Source organism: Mucilaginibacter roseus (assembly GCF_021215455.1).
Lineage (GTDB): Bacteria > Bacteroidota > Bacteroidia > Sphingobacteriales > Sphingobacteriaceae > Mucilaginibacter > Mucilaginibacter roseus.
Window position 1 is genome coordinate 366,950 of record NZ_JAJPWV010000004.1, and the last position, 20,588, is coordinate 387,537.

Genomic DNA, 20,588 nt, shown 5'->3' on the forward strand with positions numbered 1-20,588 from the left:
CATTAACTACATTGGTCGGTTTAAACTTAGCTTAATTAAATATATGCCGCGTAGCACCTGCCTGTTGCTGATACTGATGTTTTTTGGTTATTCATCATTTGCACAAACTAATGCCGCGCAGCAACCCGGCAACGGCAACCCTATCATCCCAGGCTACTTTGCCGACCCTACCGTTAAAAAGTTTGGCGACATGTATTACATTTATGCTACTACCGACGGCAACGGCGGCGGCCATGGCCCTTCGCAGGTATGGACATCAAAGGATTTTGTGAACTGGACCATGCACGACATGAACTGGCCTACCACTAAGTTCATCTGGGCGCCCGATGTTACTTTGGGCAACGATGGCAAATACTACATGTACTACTGCCAGCCGGTTGAGATATTCGGTGCATGGAGCGATACCCCTGTAGGCCCTTGGACACCATTGAACGCAGACAATAAACCCATTGTAACCAACTTAATGGTACCCAATGTGATCACGCTTGACGGGCAAACCTTTAGGGATGATGACGGGCAATTTTACATGCACTGGGGTACCTGGGGCATATACCCCAACAGCGGCGCGGGTGTTGGCAGGCTTAATGCTGATATGAAGAGCTTTTCGGCTTTAGATAAAATCCCTAACACTATTGCGAAGGACTTTTTTGAGGCCCCGTTCATGTTCAAACGCAAGGGCATTTATTACCTTACTTATTCATCGGGCTATTGCGAAAACGAAACTTACCGGGTGCAATACGTTACGAGTACTAAAGGACCAATGGGACCCTTCACTTACGGTAAAAACAACCCGATACTAACTACTAACGCCGATGGAACGGTACACGGCCCTGGTCATCAGTCGGTTATTGAGGTTAATGGTGAGTATTATATTGTTTACCACCGGCATAATAATCCGCATTCGGGCGGCGGCTTTCATCGGCAGGTATGTGCCGATAAGCTGGTGTTTGATAAGGATGGAAACATTGAAAAAGTGATCCCTACCCACTTGGGTGTTGGCCTGTTCGCAAAAGATACCAATCCGTCAATTGATCTGGCCTATGGCAAACCAGTGAAAGCGTCCTCATATTATAGCGATGACTTTAAGCCGGAATTCGCCACGGACAACAACAACGGCACGCTTTGGAAATCGGGCGATAATCAATCTCCTGCCTGGCTAAAGGTTGATCTGGGAAAAACACAAACGGTAAAAACAATCCTCACGCAGTTTGAATATCCTACATGGTATTACCAATATTTAATAGAATATTCGGCCGATGGCAAGAAATGGCAACCCTTTGCCGACAGAACCAAGAACCTACTGCATGGCAGCCCAATGGTTGATAAAAACGATATTAAGGCACGTTACATACGAATAACGATTAACAATACCGAATATCCCGGCCTATACAAAGCATTGTGGAATATCAAGGTTTATGGCACCGATCTCGCGCTGCCTGAAAGCGATATCATAGCATCAGCAAAGCAGCCCGATGTTCAACATCAAGGTTTATTAGTTGATGTGAATGCCGATAAGCTAATGCCGGGCGAAGCTGTTAAACAGTGGGCAAACCAAGGCAAACAGGGTGGAAGCTTTACGGCGTCAAACAATGCCCCGGTAGCAGGAATGGTGGCAGGTCGTAAAGCACTGGTGTTTACCGGGAGCGAACGATTGGCATCTGATTTTGAAGTACCCTTATCATTAACCGGTAACAGCAGCTATACCGTATCGGCCTGGATCTATAATCCTGCCATCCAGCCGGAAGAGCCTTACCTTACCTGGACCAACGGCGATTACGACCTGCGCAACGCCGTATTCGGTTACGGCAGCGGTAAGGATTTTGGCGCGGTGCAGCATTGGGGCTGGGGCGATATCGCTTATACCCATACGCCCGAAGCAGCTAAATGGCATCATATAGCCGTTACCTTTAACGGCAGTATTGAAAAGATATTTGTTGACGGCAAGCCGGATAACAGCGAAGGCAAGATGCTTTTTTTGCGCCCGGCTAAAAACATGCTGCTCGGCGGGTTGGATGATAGCCGTACCGGATTAAGTGGGGCAATATCAGCTTTACAGGTATATGATTACGCACTTACCGATTCAGCCGTGAGGGTGCTGGCTTCGGCCAACGGTGCAGAAAATATCAACTACTACTTTGATGCGTCAAAGCTAAACTACGGTAAATTAAACAATTGGATAAATGAAGGTGCTGCCGGTGGACAATTTTCCGGCAACACTAATCTTGAAGTTAAGGATGTAGCCGGGCGAATGGCAGTTGCAAACATTAAAAATATCTACCTAAAAACCGGGCAACCGTTACCAAACTACACGCTGGGTATGGCCTATTACGGAGCAATAAACGGTGTTGATGGATGGCATTACCTCACCACTGCGGTAAATGGCAGCAATGCTAAATCATTTGTGGATGGTAAAGAGGTTACCGCCTGTTCCCTACTTATTAAAAGAGAATACGGATATGCCATTCCATCCATTATCGAAATAAACGGCAAGCCAGTAGCTATTAAAATTATTGCTGAGATGATCATGTTCAACGAAACACTTGGTGATAACGAGCTTCAATCCCTCTGCGCAACATGGCAAAACAAACTAAAAGCACCCTTTAAAGCGCCATTGATGGCTCAAATTCCGACAGCGCTAAGTCCGGACATGATTGCTATGCAGGCCGATACCACCGGTAACAACGGCAGGCAATTTTACTTTACCGAAACATCAGGCAATTCCGGTGGGCGATCAAGCGGGTGGACGAACGAACCCTATTTTGTGAACGATGGCCTGCAGCCAAATACCAGTTACAGTTATACATTGAAAACGCGAGATGCATCGGGCAATATATCCGCAAGTACCAAAGCTTTCAAGGCGAACACGTCCACCAAAAACTTTATTACGCTGCGCGATAATTTTAACAAGCCGCATAACTACTTGAAGGATGGCACAAATGGTATCATCTGGGATGGCATCATTGGTAAAGATACATTGCAAACTGCCGATAAAATTGAGGTAAACACCAGCGGCTTGCTGCTTGCCTCAACGGAGTCCAAATGGGATGGTAATAAGCCGTTGGGCCCTTTCCTGTATAAAACGATAGCCGGCGATTTCGTAGCTGAAACACATATTACTGATGTGAGCGGTCTGCGTGAGAAAAAAGTATCAGGATCAAACGAAGCAGGTATAATGGTAAGGTTGGCTAATAGCACAGGCAAAACAGACGAGCTTGTACAAAATGGCATTTTTACCGCATGGAGCGTTGGCAACCTGGTTACTAATCTGCAAAACGGCAATCGGATGCAAAGTAATAACCAATCGGGATTTGATTTTTACCCGCATTTGCAAATTCAGCGCAGCGGCAACCTGTTTTACCTGCGCGGCAGCGAGGATGGTAAGCATTGGAATAACCTACCCGGCAGCCCGGTATTACGCCCTGATTTAGATGGCAAACCCCTCCAGATCGGTTTGTACCAGGCCATTTACGGTGGGCGCAGCGCTTACGGCAAATTCGGTTATTTTAAATTGGTGCAGCCTAAAACAACAACTGCCAGGTAATACCCGGCAGTTGTTGATAATTGTTGTTTAAATACCCTCGGCACCCCTAACCGGCGGTTCAGTTTTAAGCAGGTGCTTAATAAAGAAATTCTTTTTGCTGCGACGGCCGTAAACACCGCCATCGCTATGGCCCATGCCGGGTATAACCAGCAGCTCAAAATCCTTATTAGCCTTTATAAGCTCATCAGCAAAACGAAGGGTTGATTCTGGCGGAACATTCTCATCGGCCTCGCCAACTATCAGCATTAAGTTGCCTTGCAGCTTGGCAGCGTTGGTTATGTTTGATTGCGCGCCATAATGCGGGCCAACCGGGTAACCCATCCATTGCTCGTTCCACCATTGCTTATCAATACGGTTATCATGGCAGCCACAGGCAGCCACGCCTACTTTATAAAATTCCGGGTGAAACAGCAGGCCGCCCGAGGCATTTTGTCCGCCAGCTGAAGTGCCGTATAACCCAACACGGCTTACATCAACCTGCGGGTACTTGGCGGCAAGCGCTTTCATCCACAAAATACGGTCATCAAATCCTGCATCGGCCAGATTTTTCCAGCATACATCATGAAAAGCCTTTGAGCGGTTTGCCGTACCCATACCATCAATCTGCACTACAATAAAGCCCAACTGGGCTATGCTCTGCATCTCGTTTACAGCCGAGAAGTTTTTAGGCACAAATGAGTCCTGCGGACCGGCATATATGTTTTCAATTACCGGGTATGCCTTGTTCGGGTCCATATTGGCCGGGCGGTAAACCACACCCCAAATGTCTGTTTTGCCATCGCGGGCTTTAGCCACAAAAACCTCGGGCAGTTTTATGCCGGTAGCTAATAATTTTGATAGATCTGCGGTTTCCAAATCCGCTATCTTTTTACCCGTGACGGTGCTGCGTAAACTAACTACCGGGGCTACGTGAACCTGCGAGTAAGCATCTATCATGTACTTTCTATCCGGCGAGTAAGTTACCTGGTGGTTGCCTTTTTCGGGGGTCAGGTCAATCAGCCCTTTACCATTAAAGCCAATGCGGTAGTAATGGATAAAGTAAGGATCCTCGCCGGCGTTCATGCCGCTGCCCTTAAACCATAATTGCCTTTTCTGTACGTCAACACTATCAATATCACGCAGCACCCAGTTCCCTTTGGTTATCAGTTGCTGCTTGCCGGTAAGTGTATTTACCAGGTAAGCGTGCCGCCAGCCATCCTGCTCGGTTACCCATACCGCCTCGTTGGTTTTGGGCAGATAATAAGTGAAAATCCGCTGCTCGTAAATAAAAGTTTTGGTACGCTCATCAATAATATTGCGCGTTTTGCCGGTTTGGCAATCCACCTCTATTAGCCTGAAACGCTGGTGGCCGCGGTCAACCTTTTCAAATGTAAAATAGCGGCTGTTACCTTCACGAAAATGTAACTCGGGCGCGCCGAAAAAGTCTATCTTATCGGCCTCCACCTTCAGTTGTTTCTTTGTTTTTACGTTGAAGATAAAAGGCTCATAGCTGGTAAAATCATCACCGGGCTGGGCATAATCATGACTGCGCAACTGCCCGCGTGTGGTTCCGTCAACCGAACTCAGCACATAATAAACATCCTTTATTTTCTTGTAGGTGATGCGATAGCCTATGATATATTTCCCGTCCGGCGACCACGCAAACTCGCCGTATGGCGCTTCGGATGTCCCATCAGTACTTAAAGCAATCTCTTTGCCGGAATCTTTATTCTTTATTACCAGGTTCCCCTTTTTTTGCATGGCCGTCCATTGCTTGTCGGGCGATACAGAATCGGTAAAAAAACCGCTCCAGCGGTACCGGCGGCGTTGCAGGGGGCGGTTAGGGTTATAAGCCTGAATTGCAGGTTTGATAGTTTTCTCTGCCTTGTAGTTTTTTAGGTCACACATCAGCCAGTCGGCACCGCTTTTAAAGGTGATGCTGCTTTTATCATCACTAAAAAACATGTCGCTGATCCATAGCTTATTGCCGTCAACCTTTTTATCGGTTACCTTTTCAATGGCTTTGGCCAGGCGTTCGTGGTCAAAAGCTTTTTGTTTTTTACCTGTCACAGCTTCTACAACAAAGTATTCGGCTTCGCGGTTATCAAGCGATTTCCTGTACCAGAAACTTTCGCCGGATGACTGCCAGTTCGGGGTTATGTTAGATACTACGGCAATACTTTTCAGCGCGGTATCTAACGCGTTAGCTTGCTTGAACGATTGCAGCACCTGCTGTTGCGTAGGCATGTAGGGCACATTTTTTTTCTGCTGTGCCCATGTGGTTTGAAACGCGAGCGTCGCGGCAAAACAGGTTATTAGTGAGCGGATCTTCATCTGTTTAAAATACTTGTTAGGGAAATTTTGGCAGTAAATTACAACACTGGCGCGGTAAAACCCAACTTACGGTTGCAGTGGTTAAAATCCGAAAATCATCAGGTAATATCCTATCCTGCTTTGTTATATTGCTGTTACAAAGCAGCATTTGCAAAATGTATATTTCACATTATTGCCTTATTTTAGCCGGATGGAGAATGCAGATTATAAGCCCGAACTGCGCACCGTAAACGTTACCCGTTACGTTACGCCGCTGCGCGAGGGAGGCTCGCTGCCGGCCATTGCCGAGGCCGACGACGATTTTTTATATGTGCTTAAATTTAGGGGTGCCGGGCAGGGTGTTAAGGCGCTGATTGCCGAGCTGATCGGCTGCGAAGTGGCTCGTTTGCTTGGCTTTAGAGTACCTGAATTGGTGTTCGCCAACCTGGATACGGCCTTTGGCCGGTCAGAACCCGATGAGGAGATACAGGATTTACTGAAAGCCAGCGTGGGCCTTAACCTGGCGCTGCATTACCTTTCGGGCGCTATCACGTTCGACCCGGTGGTTACCCGGTTGGATGAGCAGACGGCCTCGCGTATTGTATGGCTTGATGCCATGCTGACCAATGTTGACCGTACACCGCGCAACACCAATATGCTGGTTTGGCATAAGGAACTATGGCTGATAGATCACGGCGCATCGTTATATTTTCACCACTCGTGGGATAACTGGCAGGAAATGGCGCTGCGCCCCTTCGCGCAGATAAAGGATCATGTATTGCTGCCATTAGCTACGCAAATTGAGCAGGCCGATGCCGACTTTAAGACTATTTTGACCAATGAGCGCATCCGCAGCATAGTTGACCTGATACCGGTTTGCTGGCTGGGCGACGAGGAGCCCGAAGCCCGCAGAGATGTTTATTATGAATTTTTGATCCGCCGCATTGCCGCGTCGGAAGTTTTTGTAAAGGAGGTACAGCATGCCCGAGCCGCAACTGTTTGAGTATGCTGTAGTGCGCGTTGTACCCAGGGTAGAGCGCGAGGAATTCATCAACGTAGGAGTTATACTATACTGCCCTAAACAAAAATACCTGGGTTTTGAGTACAAGCTGGATGCCGACCGCCTGAAAGCACTCTACAGCGAACTTGATATTGACGAGTTAAAGCACCACTTTGCCGCCTTTGAGCAGATCAGCCTGGGCAGTAAAGCCGGGGGACCGATAGGCACGCTGGATGTTGCCTCACGGTTCAGGTGGTTAACCGCTACCCGCAGCACGGTGGTACAGTCATCAAAGACCCATCCCGGTTTATGCGATGGCGACCCGGCGCAAAAGTTGAGGATATTGTTTGAAAAATTGGTTTTGTAAAACAATAATACCATGCACACCACTAACTATTACAACACCTTCATCCAGGTAGCTGACGATTGTCCGGTTACGGTGGCCGAAGTTCCGCCGGTAAAGGGTGATCATAAAACCATAGCCAACATTCAGTTTAATATGATGGCATATCACCCGTACGAGTTTACATCGGATGATGTGGTGTTTGAGGCATACGCTAGGAAGAATAATATCAGCGGGGCAGAGAAGCAGGCCGCACGTGAGCAATATTTTTTAAAGGGGCAAGCATGCCTGCGCTCGTCGACCCTGGCCAAGCGTTACGGCTGGGGCATTCACAGCAACGCTGATGGCAAGGTGGCTATATACGGTTTGGGCAGCAAGGAATATGTGCAGTGCAGCCATGATAAGACGCTTAAGCAATTGAAAGCTATGCGCTCGAAAAGGGTGTAATCCATTCATTATCTACATGAAACAAATTATAGAATGTGTACCCAATTTTAGCGAGGGCGTCAATGCCGATACCATTGCCGCCATTGCCAACGCTATCAGCAGTGTTGAAGGTGTAAGCCTGTTGAATGTTGACCCTGGGCATGATGCCAACCGCACGGTGATCACCTTTGCGGGTGAGCCGCAGGCCTTGGTTGATGCCGCCTTTGCCGCCATTAAAACGGCAGGCCAACTGATTGATATGCGCACCCAGAAGGGCGAGCACCCCCGCATGGGTGCTACCGATGTTTGTCCGCTGGTACCGGTGCGCGGCATCAGCATGGATGAAGTGATTAAGTATGCCGATCAGTTAGCCCGCCGTGTTGGTGAGGAGTTACAGATACCCGTTTACCTGTACGAAAATTCACAGCCCGATAAGCGTCGCAACAATTTGTCTGTCATCCGCTCTGGTGAGTATGAGGGCTTTTTTGAGAAGATACACCAACCCGGTTGGCAGCCCGACTATGGTCCCGCCGAAATGGATGCAAACCGTGGCGCCACGGTTATTGGGGCGCGCAACTATCTTGTGGCGTATAATATTACGCTTGATACGAAATCAGTAGATATCGCCAAAAAAATTGCTTACGCTGTGCGCGAAAGCGGTTATAAAGGCGCGCCCGGCAGCCTTAAATTTGTAAAGGCTATTGGCTGGTATATGGATGAATACAATGCCGCGCAGGTATCTATGAACCTGATTAATATTGAGCATACACCTGTACACATCGTTTTTGAGGAAGTGCGCCGCCAGGCACAAAAACTGGGAGCTGAGGTTACCGGCAGCGAGCTGATCGGCCTGATACCGCTTATTTGCCTTGTTGAAGCAGGCAAATATTACCAGGCTAAATATGGCTTAAGTAATGAGTTAAATGAAGCAGTGCTGGTAGAAACGGCCGTGACAGAGTTGATGCTGGGCGCGTTGGGAGAGTTCGACGCAAGCCAGCGCGTAATTGAATATTTGTTGAAAATATAGAAACCCGGCAACGCTTGTGTTACAATTTAAACAACAGCTGAATATTATTTTGATTTACTGTTTGTTTATTATAAATTCGATCATCACCTAAGATTAATGAGGCTATCAATAAAACATCTAACGCAGCTTGCGCTTTTAATTGTGTTATTTGTGATATGCTCATCTGTCAATGCCCAGGTTCGCACGGCTAAAAAAATCAACCTTAAGCTAAAGGCAAGTAATCAATATGCTGTTTTTGATAGCATTTTAAATACGGCCAACGTAAGGTTTACGCAACCTAAAGGCTTTAGAGAAATACCGGCTTTAGATAACGAAGATTTTACTTTTGATTACGCTATGGATATACCCGGCCAGGATTTTGAGGTTTGGTACCAGGTGCGCTCGCAAAAACAGAATTGGGCCAGTTACGACCGCTTTAAAACCGACGAACAGTTAAAACTCGCTAACCCCGACTCAATATATAAAGACATTGCCCAGGCGCATGCTATTGCGTTTACCGGGCAGCGCAATTCGTTCGTCCGGGTTTTACCTTCGGCTGCTCTTAAGCGTTATAATGCCGATGCTGGGCGCTCGTACATACTCACGCTTGAAGATATGCCCGAAACCCGTCACTATCAATATGCTTTGCTTATTGCCTTGCAGAAGTATCATACCGGTACCATACTGATGGTATGTTTTACCAACCAAAAGGATCCGGAGTTTTATAAGAATGTGGAGCGCGCGGGCAGTAGTCTCAAATTCAAAGCGGTAGCGCAAAATGTTAATAAGTTAGCAGATTAAGGTCGCTCTAACTCGTCCGAAATTTTATTTTTGTTGTAACCGGGTGTATTTTTGCACCCTGATAAACTACGTTTATATATGGCTGAACCGAATTATAGTGAAGATAGCATACGCTCGCTCGACTGGAAAGAGCACATACGCCTGCGCCCCGGCATGTACATTGGAAAGCTGGGCGATGGCTCGGCGTATGACGACGGTATATACGTATTGCTGAAGGAGATTGTAGATAACTCGATTGACGAGTTTGTAATGGGCAGCGGCCGCACCATTGAGGTGAACATGAGCGACCATAAAGTAAGTGTGCGCGATTATGGCCGCGGCATACCGCTGGGTAAGGTGATTGATTGCGTATCCAAAATAAATACCGGTGGTAAGTATGATAGCAAGGCCTTCCAGAAATCGGTAGGTTTGAATGGGGTAGGTACCAAGGCAGTTAATGCGCTCTCTACCGCGTTTACGGTACAATCATACCGCGATGGGCGCACAAAGATAGCGGAGTTTGCCAAGGGCGAAATCGTTCGCGATGAGCCTGAAAAGGAAACTACTCAACGCAATGGTACCGCCATTAACTTTACGCCCGACGATACTATTTTCAGGCATTACCGCTTTATACCGGAGTTTGTGGAGAACATGATATGGAACTATGTTTACCTAAACTCGGGCCTTACCATCAACTTTAACGGTCAAAAATATTTCTCGGAACGTGGCCTGCACGATCTGCTTAGCCGCCATACAAACCCGGATACCATACGCTACCCGATAATTCACCTTAAGGGCGAGGACATCGAAATAGCCATGACGCACGGGCAGCAATATGGCGAAGAATATTACTCGTTTGTTAACGGACAGCACACTACCCAAGGTGGTACACACCAGGCAGCCTTTCGCGAGGCGGTGGTAAAAACCATCCGTGAATACTATAAAAAGGAATTTGACGCGGCGGATGTTCGTGCTTCGATTGTAGCGGCAATTGCCATTAAGGTACAGGAGCCGGTATTCGAGTCGCAAACCAAAACAAAGCTGGGCTCGCAAAATGTTGGTCCGGATGGGCCTACGGTGCGCGGCTTTATCAATGATTTTGTTAAAAAGGAACTGGACGATTACCTGCATAAAAATCCGGCTGTTCATGATGAATTGTTGAAACGCATTTTACAATCAGAGCGTGAGCGTAAGGATATTGCCGGCATTAAAAAGCTGGCTAACGAGCGTGCTAAAAAAGCATCTTTACATAACCGTAAACTTCGCGATTGTAAAGTGCATTTCGATGACAACCACGAGCGCAAACAGGAAACTACCTTATTCATCACCGAGGGTGACTCTGCCAGCGGGTCGATCACCAAATCGCGCGATGTGATGACGCAGGCGGTATTTAGCCTGAAAGGTAAGCCACTTAATTGCTTCGGCCTAACTAAAAAAGTGGTTTATGAGAACGAAGAATTCAATCTGCTTCAGCACGCTTTAAACATTGAGGATGGGATTGACAACCTGCGCTATAACAACATAGTAATAGCTACCGATGCCGATGTGGACGGTATGCACATTCGCCTGCTGCTCATGACCTTCTTTTTGCAGTTTTTCCCTGACCTGGTTAAGGCCGGCCACGTGTCTATACTACAAACACCGCTTTTCCGTGTGCGTAATAAAAAGGAAACCATTTATTGCTATAGCGATGAAGAGCGCCGCAATGCCATTGCCAAATTGGGTAACAAGCCAGAGATCACGCGCTTTAAGGGTTTGGGTGAAATATCACCGGAGGAGTTTGGTTTATTCATTGGTAAAGATATACGCCTTGACCCGGTTATCCTGAAAGACGCCAACATTAAGGGTTTGCTTGAATACTTTATGGGTAAAAACACGCCGGCACGCCAGCAGCACATTGTGCAAAACCTGCGGGTTGAAAAGGATGACGAAAGTATTAATCCATTGGTTGCTGAGGCTGAACTGGCCGTAGCAGTTTAAATTGATAATATAGCATAAAAAACAAAGACCCGCTTAATTAAGCGGGTCTTTGTTTTTATATGAGCCTTCTCACTTTTGTATCGGTCGTAATTTTGAGGTTATCCAATCCGCTTATCAGGTTTAGTCCGGGTGTTTTACCTTTTTCGAGTGTGCCCAGGTTATCATCAACACCTAAAAACTCCGCACCGTTTATGGTAGCCCATTGTACCAGGCGTTCCAGGCTTATTTGCGGAAAGTGCTGCTGTATGGTCGCCATTTCTGATAATATACTCAGCGTATGGTTTGAGGCCATGCTATCCGTGCCCAAAGTAATATTGAAGCCCTGATCCATAAACAGGTTGATCTTAGGTAAACGCTTCTCGATATATAAATTGGCGTTAGGGCAAAAGCACCAGTTCACCATCTTATCAAAACGTTTAACAAAGTAAATATCTTTCAGGTTGGTGCAGGTATTGTGTACCAGCAATATATCCTGGTTATTACTCAATAGCGGAATAATAGATTGGATGGAGTTTCGCGCCTGCGGCTTAAAATATTCAATATCTATTTCCAAAAATTTATACAGATCATTAAACGCACCAAGTTTGTAGCGATAAAACTTATTTTCGTCTTCACACTCCTGGTTGTGTATACTGATCAGGTTTTTTCCGGTATCGCTATGCTTTTTTATCAGCCTGAATAATTCCTTAGAAACCGAGTAAGGCGCATGCGGCGTGATTGATGCCGACAAGGGTTTAAAAGCTTCGAGCGTTTGCAGGGCCTGGTCAAAAACTACTTGCGCACGTTCGGGCACAAAGCTCATAGCCTCAACAAAGGTATGATAGTAAATTTTGCTTTGTTTTTTTACAGATGCGGTTACATCAGTATTGGCAATATCTCCTACGGCAACTATACCGTTATTGTACATCATCTCGTCAGCAGCAATGGCGCCGTTTATCACTTCCTGCTCATCGGCAACAACGTTGCGGCGCATGCTGATCACTTCTTTTACAAAGTTAACCAAACCGTTACCGGGCGCTATACGGTCTTTCATGTGCGAAAGCTCCAGGTGGCAGTGGGTATTAATAAATCCCGGGCATAGTACGCCGCTTAACTGCTCTATCTCTCCGGGGATGGTTGAGGGGTCATTGGTGACGGCCAGGATTTTGCCGTTATCATCAACGGTAACAATTCCATTTTTTATCGGATCGGCATAAACGGGAAAAACGTAATCGGCTCTAAAACTTTTCATTGGTATCTGTTAGCATCTTCTAAAACTTTCCCCTGAACTCCTACTCATTCAATTAATACAATTAACTTTTAGTTGTTGTTTTTTAATCAAATAAAAAGAAATGATTTTACAAAAACACAATAATTTTTAAATTTAAGTACTTTTGTGCCGTGAACACTGCAACAGTTAAAACAGATATCCGTAGCTTGACGCTTAACGCTTTACAGGAACAATTTGTTCGTTTGGGCGAAAAGGGTTTCAGGGCCAAACAGGTTTATGAATGGCTCTGGAAAAAATCATGCGTTTCATTTGACGAAATGAGCAATATTTCAAAAGAACTACGTACCAAGCTCGAGCAGAATTTCACCATCAATAATGTTAAAATTCATACCTCACAACTTAGTGGTGATAAAACTATAAAAAATTCTTTTATTTTACACGATAACCACTTAATTGAGGGCGTTTTAATACCTACTCCCGAGCGTATGACTGCTTGCGTATCATCGCAAGTAGGTTGCAGCCTTACCTGCAAGTTTTGCGCTACCGGTTATATGGAGCGCAAGCGTAACCTTAACCCCGACGAAATTTACGACCAGGTAGTATTGATAGACAAGCAAGCCCGCGAAAATTATAACCAGCCACTTACCAATATCGTTTACATGGGCATGGGCGAGCCGTTGCTTAATTATGCCAACATGATGAAATCCATTGAGAAGATAACATCTGAAGATGGACTGAACATGGCAGCCAAGCGTATCACCGTATCAACAGCGGGTATTGCTAAAATGATCAAGAAACTGGGCGACGATCAGGTTAAGTTTAACCTGGCGCTATCGCTCCATGCAGCTAATGACGAAAAGCGCAATACCATTATGCCTATTAACGAGCAAAACTCGCTTAAAGCACTGGCCGATGCGCTTAAATATTACTACGCTAAAACCAAAAATCCGGTTACTTACGAGTATATTATTTTTGATGGTGTGAACGATAATATACAGGATGCCATGGAGCTTGCCCGCTTTTGCAAGCACCTGCCCTGCAAGGTTAACATCATTGAGTATAACCCTATTGCGTTTGCCAGCTACATAAATGCGGGTGAAGATAAGGTAGAAGCCTTTGCTGCCTACCTGCGTAAGCAAGGCATCATCACTAACCTGCGCCGCAGCCGCGGTAAAGATATTGACGCCGCCTGCGGCCAGCTCGCCATTAAAGAAAAAGAAAACGCCCTGTAACACATGTGGCTGCGTAATACTTATCTGGCCGATTTGATTGCGCTGATTTTCCCGGAGCTTTGCGCGGCTTGCGATACACAGCTTGTAAAAGGCGAGCGGGTTATTTGTACCGCTTGCCGTTTTGACTTACCCTACACCAACTTTCATCAGCAAAAGGAGAATATTGTTGCACGCCAATTTTGGGGTAAGCTTAAAGTTGAGCATGCCTATGCGCTGCTTTATTTTACCAAGGGTGGTAAGGTACAAAACATGGTACACCGTTTTAAGTACGATGGCGAAAAACAGATAGGCATCGCCTTAGGCAAAATAGCGGGAGAACAGTTAAACGGTGTTGATCAGGCCGATAAGATAGACTACATTATTCCGGTGCCGCTGCATAAAAGTAAGCTGCGTAAACGGGGCTACAATCAGAGTAAGCTATTTGCCAACGGTTTGGCAGAGAAGTTGAATACGTTGGTTGAAATCAATAACCTTATACGTGTTGTAGCTACCGAAACGCAAACACGTAAATCGCGGTTCGCGAGGTTTGAAAACATGCAGCAGGTATTCACTGTGGCCAATGCGGACAAGTTAACCGGCAAGCATGTATTACTTGTTGACGATATTGTAACCACAGGCTCCACGCTCGAAGCCTGCGGTATAGAATTACTTAAGATACCCGGCCTTAAGCTAAGCATTGCCACTATAGCTTACGCCGAGTAAAGCTGATTAATCTTCGTCCTGATCTGTATCGTCGCCAAAATCAAGCGTGTACGAGCTTTCTGAAGCATCATAAGCTTGCTGGGCATTGCTGGTTTCATCAATCTCACCAATGTCTTCAACGGTATCATCAAAACCGTTTGAGTGTATATCCTGCTGGCTCGATTGCTCGTCGTTCTGGCTTAACTGGTCGTCTTGCTGTAATTGATCTTCTGGTTGTAATTCGTCTTCTGGCTCTATCATGGTGTTAAAGTTTGTTACTATAACAACGATATGCACCTACTGTTGTTTGCTGTTTTTACAACAGCCCTTCATCAGCGAAGCTAAAAAAGCCTTTGTCAGTAATAATCAGGTGATCGAGCACATTAATGTCAAGCATCTTACCGGCGTTGGCTACCTTTTTGGTAAGCTCAATATCCAGCTGACTTGGCTTAAGGTTGCCCGATGGGTGATTATGTACCAGGATGATGGCGCTGGCCTGCTGCTGCAACGCCATGTAGAAAATAATCTTTGGGTCGGCAACTGTGCCCGAAATGCCGCCGCGGCTCACCAACTCCTTCGACAATACTTTTGATGAACGGCTAAGCAGCACAATCCAAAACTCCTCATGGTTAAGATCCATCAGATGGCGGCGCATCAGCTTAAATACATCATGGCTGCCTTTTACCTCTTCTGGCGGCTTGCTCTCAGTTTCGTTACGGCGGCGGCCAATCTCAAGGGCCGCTATAATAGAGATCGCCTTGGCCTCCCCTACGCCCTTAAAGCGGCACAATTCGGTTATGGATGCTTTGCCCAATTTGTTCAGGTCATTCTCGTAATGATGTAATATGCGCTTACTTAGCTCTACAGCTGATTCATCGCGGCTGCCTGAACCTATCAAAATGGCAATCAGCTCCGCATCGGTAAGCGACCGGCGGCCCTGCCCACTCAACTTTTCGCGCGGGCGGTCTTCCTCGGCCCAAGCCTTGATACTGATGTGGTTTTGGTAATCGCTCATAAGTGATCCGAATGTATGGAATTTTGCTTGAACCTGAATCTCGTCTGAACCTGAATTTTTGGAATTAAAGAATTAGCAGTATATCGATAAATTTTAATATGACCCTTCTTCTGAAATTCTACCGATTCCGCAAATTCTAAAACTTCGAGTCAATAAAAAAGGGATAATGCAATGCACTATCCCTTTCAATATTGTTCAATAAGTAAAACTTATGCTAAACCGTTAACGAATTTAGTGAGCTTTGATTTATTGTTTGATGCTTTGTTTTTGTGAATAACGTTCTTTTTAGCTAAACGGTCAAGCATAGAAATTACTTTACCTAAAAGTTCTGTTCCTTCAGCTTTAGTAGTTGCACCTCTTAATTTTTTAATTGCATTACGGGTGGTTTTTGCCTGATACCTGTTACGCAGACGCTTCGCAGCATTTGCTCTGATTCTTTTTAATGATGATTTATGATTTGCCATCTTTTATAGCTTGTTATCCTGTATTTCTAAATTTTAAGAGTGCAAATATACAATCACTTTTTGAATTATACAAAGCCTTTTTAAAAATCATTTTACATTGCATGTTAAAGTTAATCAGCATATTTGGATATGAAAAAAGCGGCGCTAAGCGCGGTTGCCCTTCTAAGCCTTTTAATACTATCATCATGGGGCTATTATGCCCATCATCGCATCAACCGCATGGCAGTGTTAGCCTTACCAAAAGGCATGGCCACTTTTTACAAAGCCAATATTGATTTTATAACAGAGCATGCTATTACGGCTGATAAACGCCGGTATGTTGACTCGGCCGAGATACCGCGCCACTTTTTTAATGCAGACCGTTATGGTAAAGCGCCGTTTAAAACTATCCCACGTAAGTGGAAGGATTTTGAAAAGCGCTACACGCGCGATACTATGCTCAAACACGGCATTCTGCCCTGGACTATTCAGCAACGCTATTACTGGTTGGTTAAAGCGTTTAAGGAGCACGATACCACTTCCATCCTGCGTAACTCGGCCGACCTGGCGCATTACGTAGCCGACGCGCATGTGCCGCTGCATACCGTGCTTAACCATGATGGGCAACTTACCGGACAAGATGGTATACACGGACTTTGGGAGAGCCGCCTGCCGGAGTTATTTGCTGATAAATACCATTATCCGGTTAAAAAGGCTAAATATATCAACAATCCGCTTACTGAGGCATTTGTTATCTGCCAGAGATCATTCGGCAAAGCCGATAGCGTGCTCAGGTTAGAGCGTTTGCTCAACAAGCGTTTTCCGGCTGATAAAAAATACACGATGGAAAAACGCGGGCAACGGAAAGTAAAGGTTTATTCGCCTGAGTATTGCCGTGCCTATCACACCCTGTTAAAAGGTATGGTTGAACGGCAAATGCGTTCGGCTATGTACGAGGCTGCCAGCTACTGGTTTTCGGCCTGGGTTGATGCCGGTCAGCCTGATTTGAATAAATTGATAAAGAAACCTTCGGGAGTAAAAAACTAAACGCTCTTTTTGCCCGACCTGCTTTTAATAGCCGCCCATATTGGTGGGATGATCGAGAACAAAATGATGGCAAAAACAACCAGCGTAAAGTTCTGCTTTACCACCGGTATATTGCCGAAAAAGAAACCCAGGAATAAAAAGCTGATCACCCAGGCAAACCCGCCGGTGATGTTATACAAACTGTAACGGCCAAAAGGCATACTTCCAACGCCCGCTACGAATGGCGCAATGGTACGTATAATCGGCAAAAACCTGCTGAATATAACCGCTTTACCACCGTGCTTATCAAAAAAAGCCTTGGTTTGCAGGTAGTAATCCAGCTTGAGTATCTTGTTATTCTCTTTAAATACTTTTGGGCCTAAATAATTACCCAGCATATAGTTTACAGTATTGCCCACAAATGCGGCAACAATAAGCAGCAAAGCCAATATGTAGATATTTAAACCCGTTTGCTCACCGGCTATTAATGCGCCTGCAGCAAACAGTAACGAGTCGCCTGGAAGAAATGGAGTAACCACAAAACCGGTTTCAGCAAAAATGATCAGGAAGAGTATCAGGTAAGTCCAGCCTTGGTAATCATGCGTTATCTGGGCAAGGTGCTTATCAATATGCAGTATAAAATCAATTATGCTTTTTATTACTTCCACAGCGGTAAATTTTGCCGTAAAAATATAAATAAAATCGACTATCTGTTGGTTAAAATACCCGCGCCAAAAGCCGTTGAATCGCTGGCGGCAACAAATGCTCGGCCGTAGGCATATATGGTGTACAGCCTGCCATCCTGTATGGTTGTGTTCTCTATTTCTTCAAGCGTACGGTCAGCGGCGCCAACGGGCTTTATTTTAAAATCATATATCCCGGCCGGTAGTTCTATAAACTCGCTCACTGTATTAAATCGCCTGTTGTTAAAAGCAACGGTTTCGTTTGCCGTTAGGATCAGCCCCTGGCTTGCGCCGGTTACTTCAGGTGCCGCATTTACAAAGCGTATTTTGCCACGGCCTACACGTGGTGCAGTACTGGTATCAACCGTAAACAAATAGCCGAGGGTATTTTGCGCACGCGAGCCGGTTATGTACAGCGAATACTTGGTTTGGCGTTTAAGGTTGGTACTGTCTATCTTCAGCAAGTTTACCACGTTACCGGTAGATGCCGAACGTATCTGGAAAGGAGTATCAATGGTATTCAGCCCGAAGTATCCGGAAGGTGTAGGGTATCGATAGGTGTTATTCCCGTTTTGCCGCAACAGGTTGACGTATAAATAAACCGGCAACGCATCGTAACTCAGGTTAATTACCTGGTATTCAATTTTCGCTTCTGACGGATTTATGTTGCCATTTTTTGAGCAGGATGATATTGCCGAAAAAAGCATAACAGCCCCTGTAAGCAGCGTAAGGGTTAATAAAAATTTACTTTTATGATTGTTCATGGTACTGCTTATTAATTCTGAATGATACCCAGGCCGAAACCCCCATCGCCGTTTATAGCCGGGTCGCCCTTGCTGTATATGGTATACGCGTTGCCGCGAGTAAATGTAACACTGTCACCCATGTTGGTATTGCCTACAGACAGCTTCTTTCTTCCGGGCACTATCCTAATTAAATCAGACACGGAGCGGTAAGCAGCATTACTCACCCTCGCCGTATCATTTAGAGACAGGGTAATGTTATTTACCTTCGGCGATGCATTTACAAAGCGGATCAAAGCAACGTTACCGGTATCAATACTTATATCATCGTTTACCAGGATGATGTTTGTCGTATCAAGTGCCGCGGCGAAAAGCGTGTAGCTTGCGGCAGAGTCGAGCGAGAGCGGAAGAGTAAATGCAACATCAGGCGACCTGTCATTTTTAAACTGGTAATTCTGTTGCCCCGAATAAACCTCTAAATAACCGGACACACCATCGGGATAAATCGTTGAGGTATTGTTGAGCCGGGTTCCATTCATAAAAAAATTAAACGCCCCGCCGCTAACGTTTACCACATTAACAGCTGCTGATGGCGGCACCGAAGGCGCGACATCCTCCTTTTGGCACGAGGCCAGCAAGGCAGCAACAGCTAAAACAATCACAGAAACCCTCAATTTCATGGCGCTAATATATAACTGATGTTTGTGATGTTTGTTATATGTAGCGGCAAAAAGATTGATATTACTTTTTTGAGAAGGTTTAACGAGCTCGCGATAGCAATTTTCTACCCCGAATAAACAGAACTATCGCCAACGCTAATAGGGCAATAAACAATATTAGACCCTTTAAATCCATCGCAAAACCCAGTGATGTACCACCACCGGTTTCTCCGTTGTATTTTTGGTAAGATAACCTGTCCGCAATAACGAATACAACCATCAAGCAGCTCAACACAATCAAAATAACTCCCGATGTTTTCCGCATGGCCTTATATTAAAAAAAGCCGGTCACGTGTGCACGGCTTTTGGTTGGATTTATAATTTAAGTTTACAACTTAAGCATAACTGTTAAGCATAACCGGCATTACCAGCATCAGCACATCTTCGTTTTCATCTCCGCCTTGTGGTAACAGTAATCCGGCGCGGTTAGGGGTCGACATCTCTAACACTACCTCTTCGCTGCTCAGGTTTTTAAGCATCTCTATTAAAAAGCGTGCATTAAAACCTATTTCAATATCCTCACCCTCGTACTGGCAGCTTAAACGCTCGTGCGCTTCGTTGGCAAAATCAATATCTTCTGACGAGATATGCAGCTCGCTGCCATTTATCTTCAGCCTTACCTGGTGGGTGGTTTTGTTGGCATAAATGGCCACACGGTTAAGTGAGCCCAGGAATGCCAAACGGTCAATATTCAATTTATTTGGATTGTTTAACGGAATAACCGCTTCGTAGTCCGGGTAACGCTCGTCAATTAAACGACACACCAGGTTAATGCTGCCAAATTTAAAAAAGGCACTGGTGTTGTTATATTCAACCGATACGTTGATATCCTCAGCAGGTAAAGCAGACTTTAGCAACGTTAACGCCTTTTTAGGTAAGATGAACGATGTCGCACTGGCGGCCTGTGCATCTTTACGGCGGTAGCGTACGAGCTTATGCGCATCGGTAGCTACAAAGGTAAGGTGCTGCGGCGATAACTGGCAGAATACGCCTGTCATAGCCGGGCGCAACTCATCGTTACTTACCGCGAAAATAGTTTTATTAATAGCTTCGGCCAATACCGATGCGGGCAGGTTAACTGACGATGCATTTTCAACCACCGGAATTTTCGGGAAATCCTCACCGTTCTCACCGCTTAGCTTGTATTTACCGTCGCCGGCGCTTATTTCAATAGCAAATGTGGTATCATCAACCGAGAAGGCTACAGGTTGCTCAGGTAATGATTTCAGGGTATCAAGCAATATACGCGAAGGAATGGCTATACGGCCGTTCTCTTTGGCTTCAACCGCCAGCGACGTGGTCATGCTGGTTTGTAGGTCGGTTGCCGATATGGTTAAGTTGCCATCCTTTATTTCGAACAAAAAGTTCTCCAGAATAGGCAAAACCGTGCTATTGCTCAAAGCACCGCTAACAGCCTGTAGCTGCTTTAGCAATGTTGATGTAGAAACGATAAATCGCATATATCTTA

At 45.6% G+C, this 20,588-nt stretch carries 19 protein-coding genes; 10 read left to right on the forward strand and 9 right to left on the reverse strand.

Annotated features, from left to right (window positions below; translation table 11 throughout):
• Positions 1-43: 43 nt before the first annotated feature.
• Entirely contained in the window at positions 44-3,541 is a 3,498-nt protein-coding gene (locus tag LT679_RS14930; protein WP_232178403.1) for a family 43 glycosylhydrolase, read from the forward strand.
• 27 nt (positions 3,542-3,568) lie between these two features.
• On the opposite strand, the gene LT679_RS14935 is transcribed toward LT679_RS14930, so the two are convergent.
• Positions 3,569-5,854: a S9 family peptidase gene (locus LT679_RS14935; RefSeq protein WP_232178404.1), complete on the reverse strand. Its 2,286-nt coding sequence runs from the start codon at positions 5,852-5,854 to the stop codon at positions 3,569-3,571.
• A 190-nt stretch (positions 5,855-6,044) separates the two neighbouring features.
• Here LT679_RS14935 and LT679_RS14940 point away from each other — a divergent pair, with 190 nt between their 5' ends.
• The 6 genes from LT679_RS14940 (at position 6,045) to LT679_RS14965 (ending at position 11,368) form a co-directional block, all read left to right on the forward strand.
• On the forward strand, positions 6,045-6,836 hold the full coding sequence (locus LT679_RS14940) for a HipA family kinase (RefSeq protein ID WP_232178405.1): 792 nt from the start codon (positions 6,045-6,047) through the stop codon (positions 6,834-6,836).
• On the forward strand, positions 6,814-7,200 hold the full coding sequence (locus LT679_RS14945) for a DUF3037 domain-containing protein (protein ID WP_232178406.1): 387 nt from the start codon (positions 6,814-6,816) through the stop codon (positions 7,198-7,200). The genes LT679_RS14940 and LT679_RS14945 overlap by 23 nt, the downstream gene beginning before the upstream one ends.
• Positions 7,201-7,212: 12 nt before the next feature.
• Positions 7,213-7,623: a DUF6157 family protein gene (locus LT679_RS14950; RefSeq protein ID WP_232178407.1), complete on the forward strand. Its 411-nt coding sequence runs from the start codon at positions 7,213-7,215 to the stop codon at positions 7,621-7,623.
• A 16-nt stretch (positions 7,624-7,639) separates the two neighbouring features.
• The gene (ftcD, locus tag LT679_RS14955) at positions 7,640-8,629 is read left to right on the forward strand and encodes a glutamate formimidoyltransferase (protein WP_232178408.1); all 990 of its coding nucleotides are present in this window, start codon (positions 7,640-7,642) and stop codon (positions 8,627-8,629) included.
• 96 nt (positions 8,630-8,725) lie between these two features.
• Positions 8,726-9,409 carry a hypothetical protein gene (locus LT679_RS14960; protein WP_232178409.1) on the forward strand — a complete coding sequence of 228 codons (684 nt, stop codon included), beginning with the start codon at positions 8,726-8,728 and terminating at the stop codon, positions 9,407-9,409.
• A gap of 78 nt (positions 9,410-9,487) precedes the next feature.
• Positions 9,488-11,368, forward strand: a complete 1,881-nt coding sequence (locus LT679_RS14965; RefSeq protein ID WP_232178410.1) for a DNA topoisomerase IV subunit B — start codon at positions 9,488-9,490, stop codon at positions 11,366-11,368.
• 55 nt (positions 11,369-11,423) lie between these two features.
• Here the strand turns inward: LT679_RS14965 and LT679_RS14970 are convergent, their stop codons facing one another.
• Positions 11,424-12,599 carry an amidohydrolase family protein gene (locus LT679_RS14970; RefSeq protein WP_232178411.1) on the reverse strand — a complete coding sequence of 392 codons (1,176 nt, stop codon included), beginning with the start codon at positions 12,597-12,599 and terminating at the stop codon, positions 11,424-11,426.
• Positions 12,600-12,748: 149 nt separating this feature from the next.
• Here LT679_RS14970 and rlmN point away from each other — a divergent pair, with 149 nt between their 5' ends.
• Positions 12,749-13,810 carry a 23S rRNA (adenine(2503)-C(2))-methyltransferase RlmN gene (gene rlmN / locus LT679_RS14975; RefSeq protein WP_232178412.1) on the forward strand — a complete coding sequence of 354 codons (1,062 nt, stop codon included), beginning with the start codon at positions 12,749-12,751 and terminating at the stop codon, positions 13,808-13,810.
• A 3-nt stretch (positions 13,811-13,813) separates the two neighbouring features.
• The gene (locus tag LT679_RS14980; protein WP_232178413.1) at positions 13,814-14,512 is read left to right on the forward strand and encodes a ComF family protein; all 699 of its coding nucleotides are present in this window, start codon (positions 13,814-13,816) and stop codon (positions 14,510-14,512) included.
• A gap of 6 nt (positions 14,513-14,518) precedes the next feature.
• Here the strand turns inward: LT679_RS14980 and LT679_RS14985 are convergent, their stop codons facing one another.
• The 3 genes from LT679_RS14985 to rpsT form a co-directional block, all read right to left on the reverse strand.
• Positions 14,519-14,752: a hypothetical protein gene (locus LT679_RS14985; RefSeq protein ID WP_232178414.1), complete on the reverse strand. Its 234-nt coding sequence runs from the start codon at positions 14,750-14,752 to the stop codon at positions 14,519-14,521.
• Positions 14,753-14,807: 55 nt separating this feature from the next.
• Positions 14,808-15,506 (reverse strand): RadC family protein, encoded by a 699-nt coding sequence (gene radC / locus LT679_RS14990; protein ID WP_232178415.1) that lies wholly within the window; start codon positions 15,504-15,506, stop codon positions 14,808-14,810.
• A 209-nt stretch (positions 15,507-15,715) separates the two neighbouring features.
• Complete coding sequence (gene rpsT, locus LT679_RS14995) at positions 15,716-15,970, reverse strand: 30S ribosomal protein S20 (RefSeq protein ID WP_194103699.1); 255 nt, start codon at positions 15,968-15,970, stop codon at positions 15,716-15,718.
• Positions 15,971-16,099: 129 nt separating this feature from the next.
• On the opposite strand from rpsT, the gene LT679_RS15000 reads away from it, so the two are divergent.
• On the forward strand, positions 16,100-16,996 hold the full coding sequence (locus tag LT679_RS15000; RefSeq protein WP_232178416.1) for a zinc dependent phospholipase C family protein: 897 nt from the start codon (positions 16,100-16,102) through the stop codon (positions 16,994-16,996).
• On the opposite strand, the gene LT679_RS15005 is transcribed toward LT679_RS15000, so the two are convergent.
• The 4 genes from LT679_RS15005 to dnaN all read right to left on the reverse strand — a co-directional run bounded on the left by LT679_RS15005 (position 16,993) and on the right by dnaN (position 20,580).
• Positions 16,993-17,643 (reverse strand): DedA family protein, encoded by a 651-nt coding sequence (locus LT679_RS15005; RefSeq protein ID WP_232178417.1) that lies wholly within the window; start codon positions 17,641-17,643, stop codon positions 16,993-16,995. The genes LT679_RS15000 and LT679_RS15005 overlap by 4 nt on opposite strands.
• Positions 17,644-17,681: 38 nt before the next feature.
• Positions 17,682-18,422, reverse strand: coding sequence for a DUF4397 domain-containing protein (locus tag LT679_RS15010; RefSeq protein ID WP_232178418.1), 741 nt, complete (start codon positions 18,420-18,422; stop codon positions 17,682-17,684).
• A gap of 11 nt (positions 18,423-18,433) precedes the next feature.
• Positions 18,434-19,081, reverse strand: coding sequence for a DUF4397 domain-containing protein (locus tag LT679_RS15015; protein ID WP_232178419.1), 648 nt, complete (start codon positions 19,079-19,081; stop codon positions 18,434-18,436).
• A 374-nt stretch (positions 19,082-19,455) separates the two neighbouring features.
• Entirely contained in the window at positions 19,456-20,580 is a 1,125-nt protein-coding gene (gene dnaN, locus LT679_RS15020; protein ID WP_232178420.1) for a DNA polymerase III subunit beta, read from the reverse strand.
• Positions 20,581-20,588 lie beyond the last annotated feature (8 nt).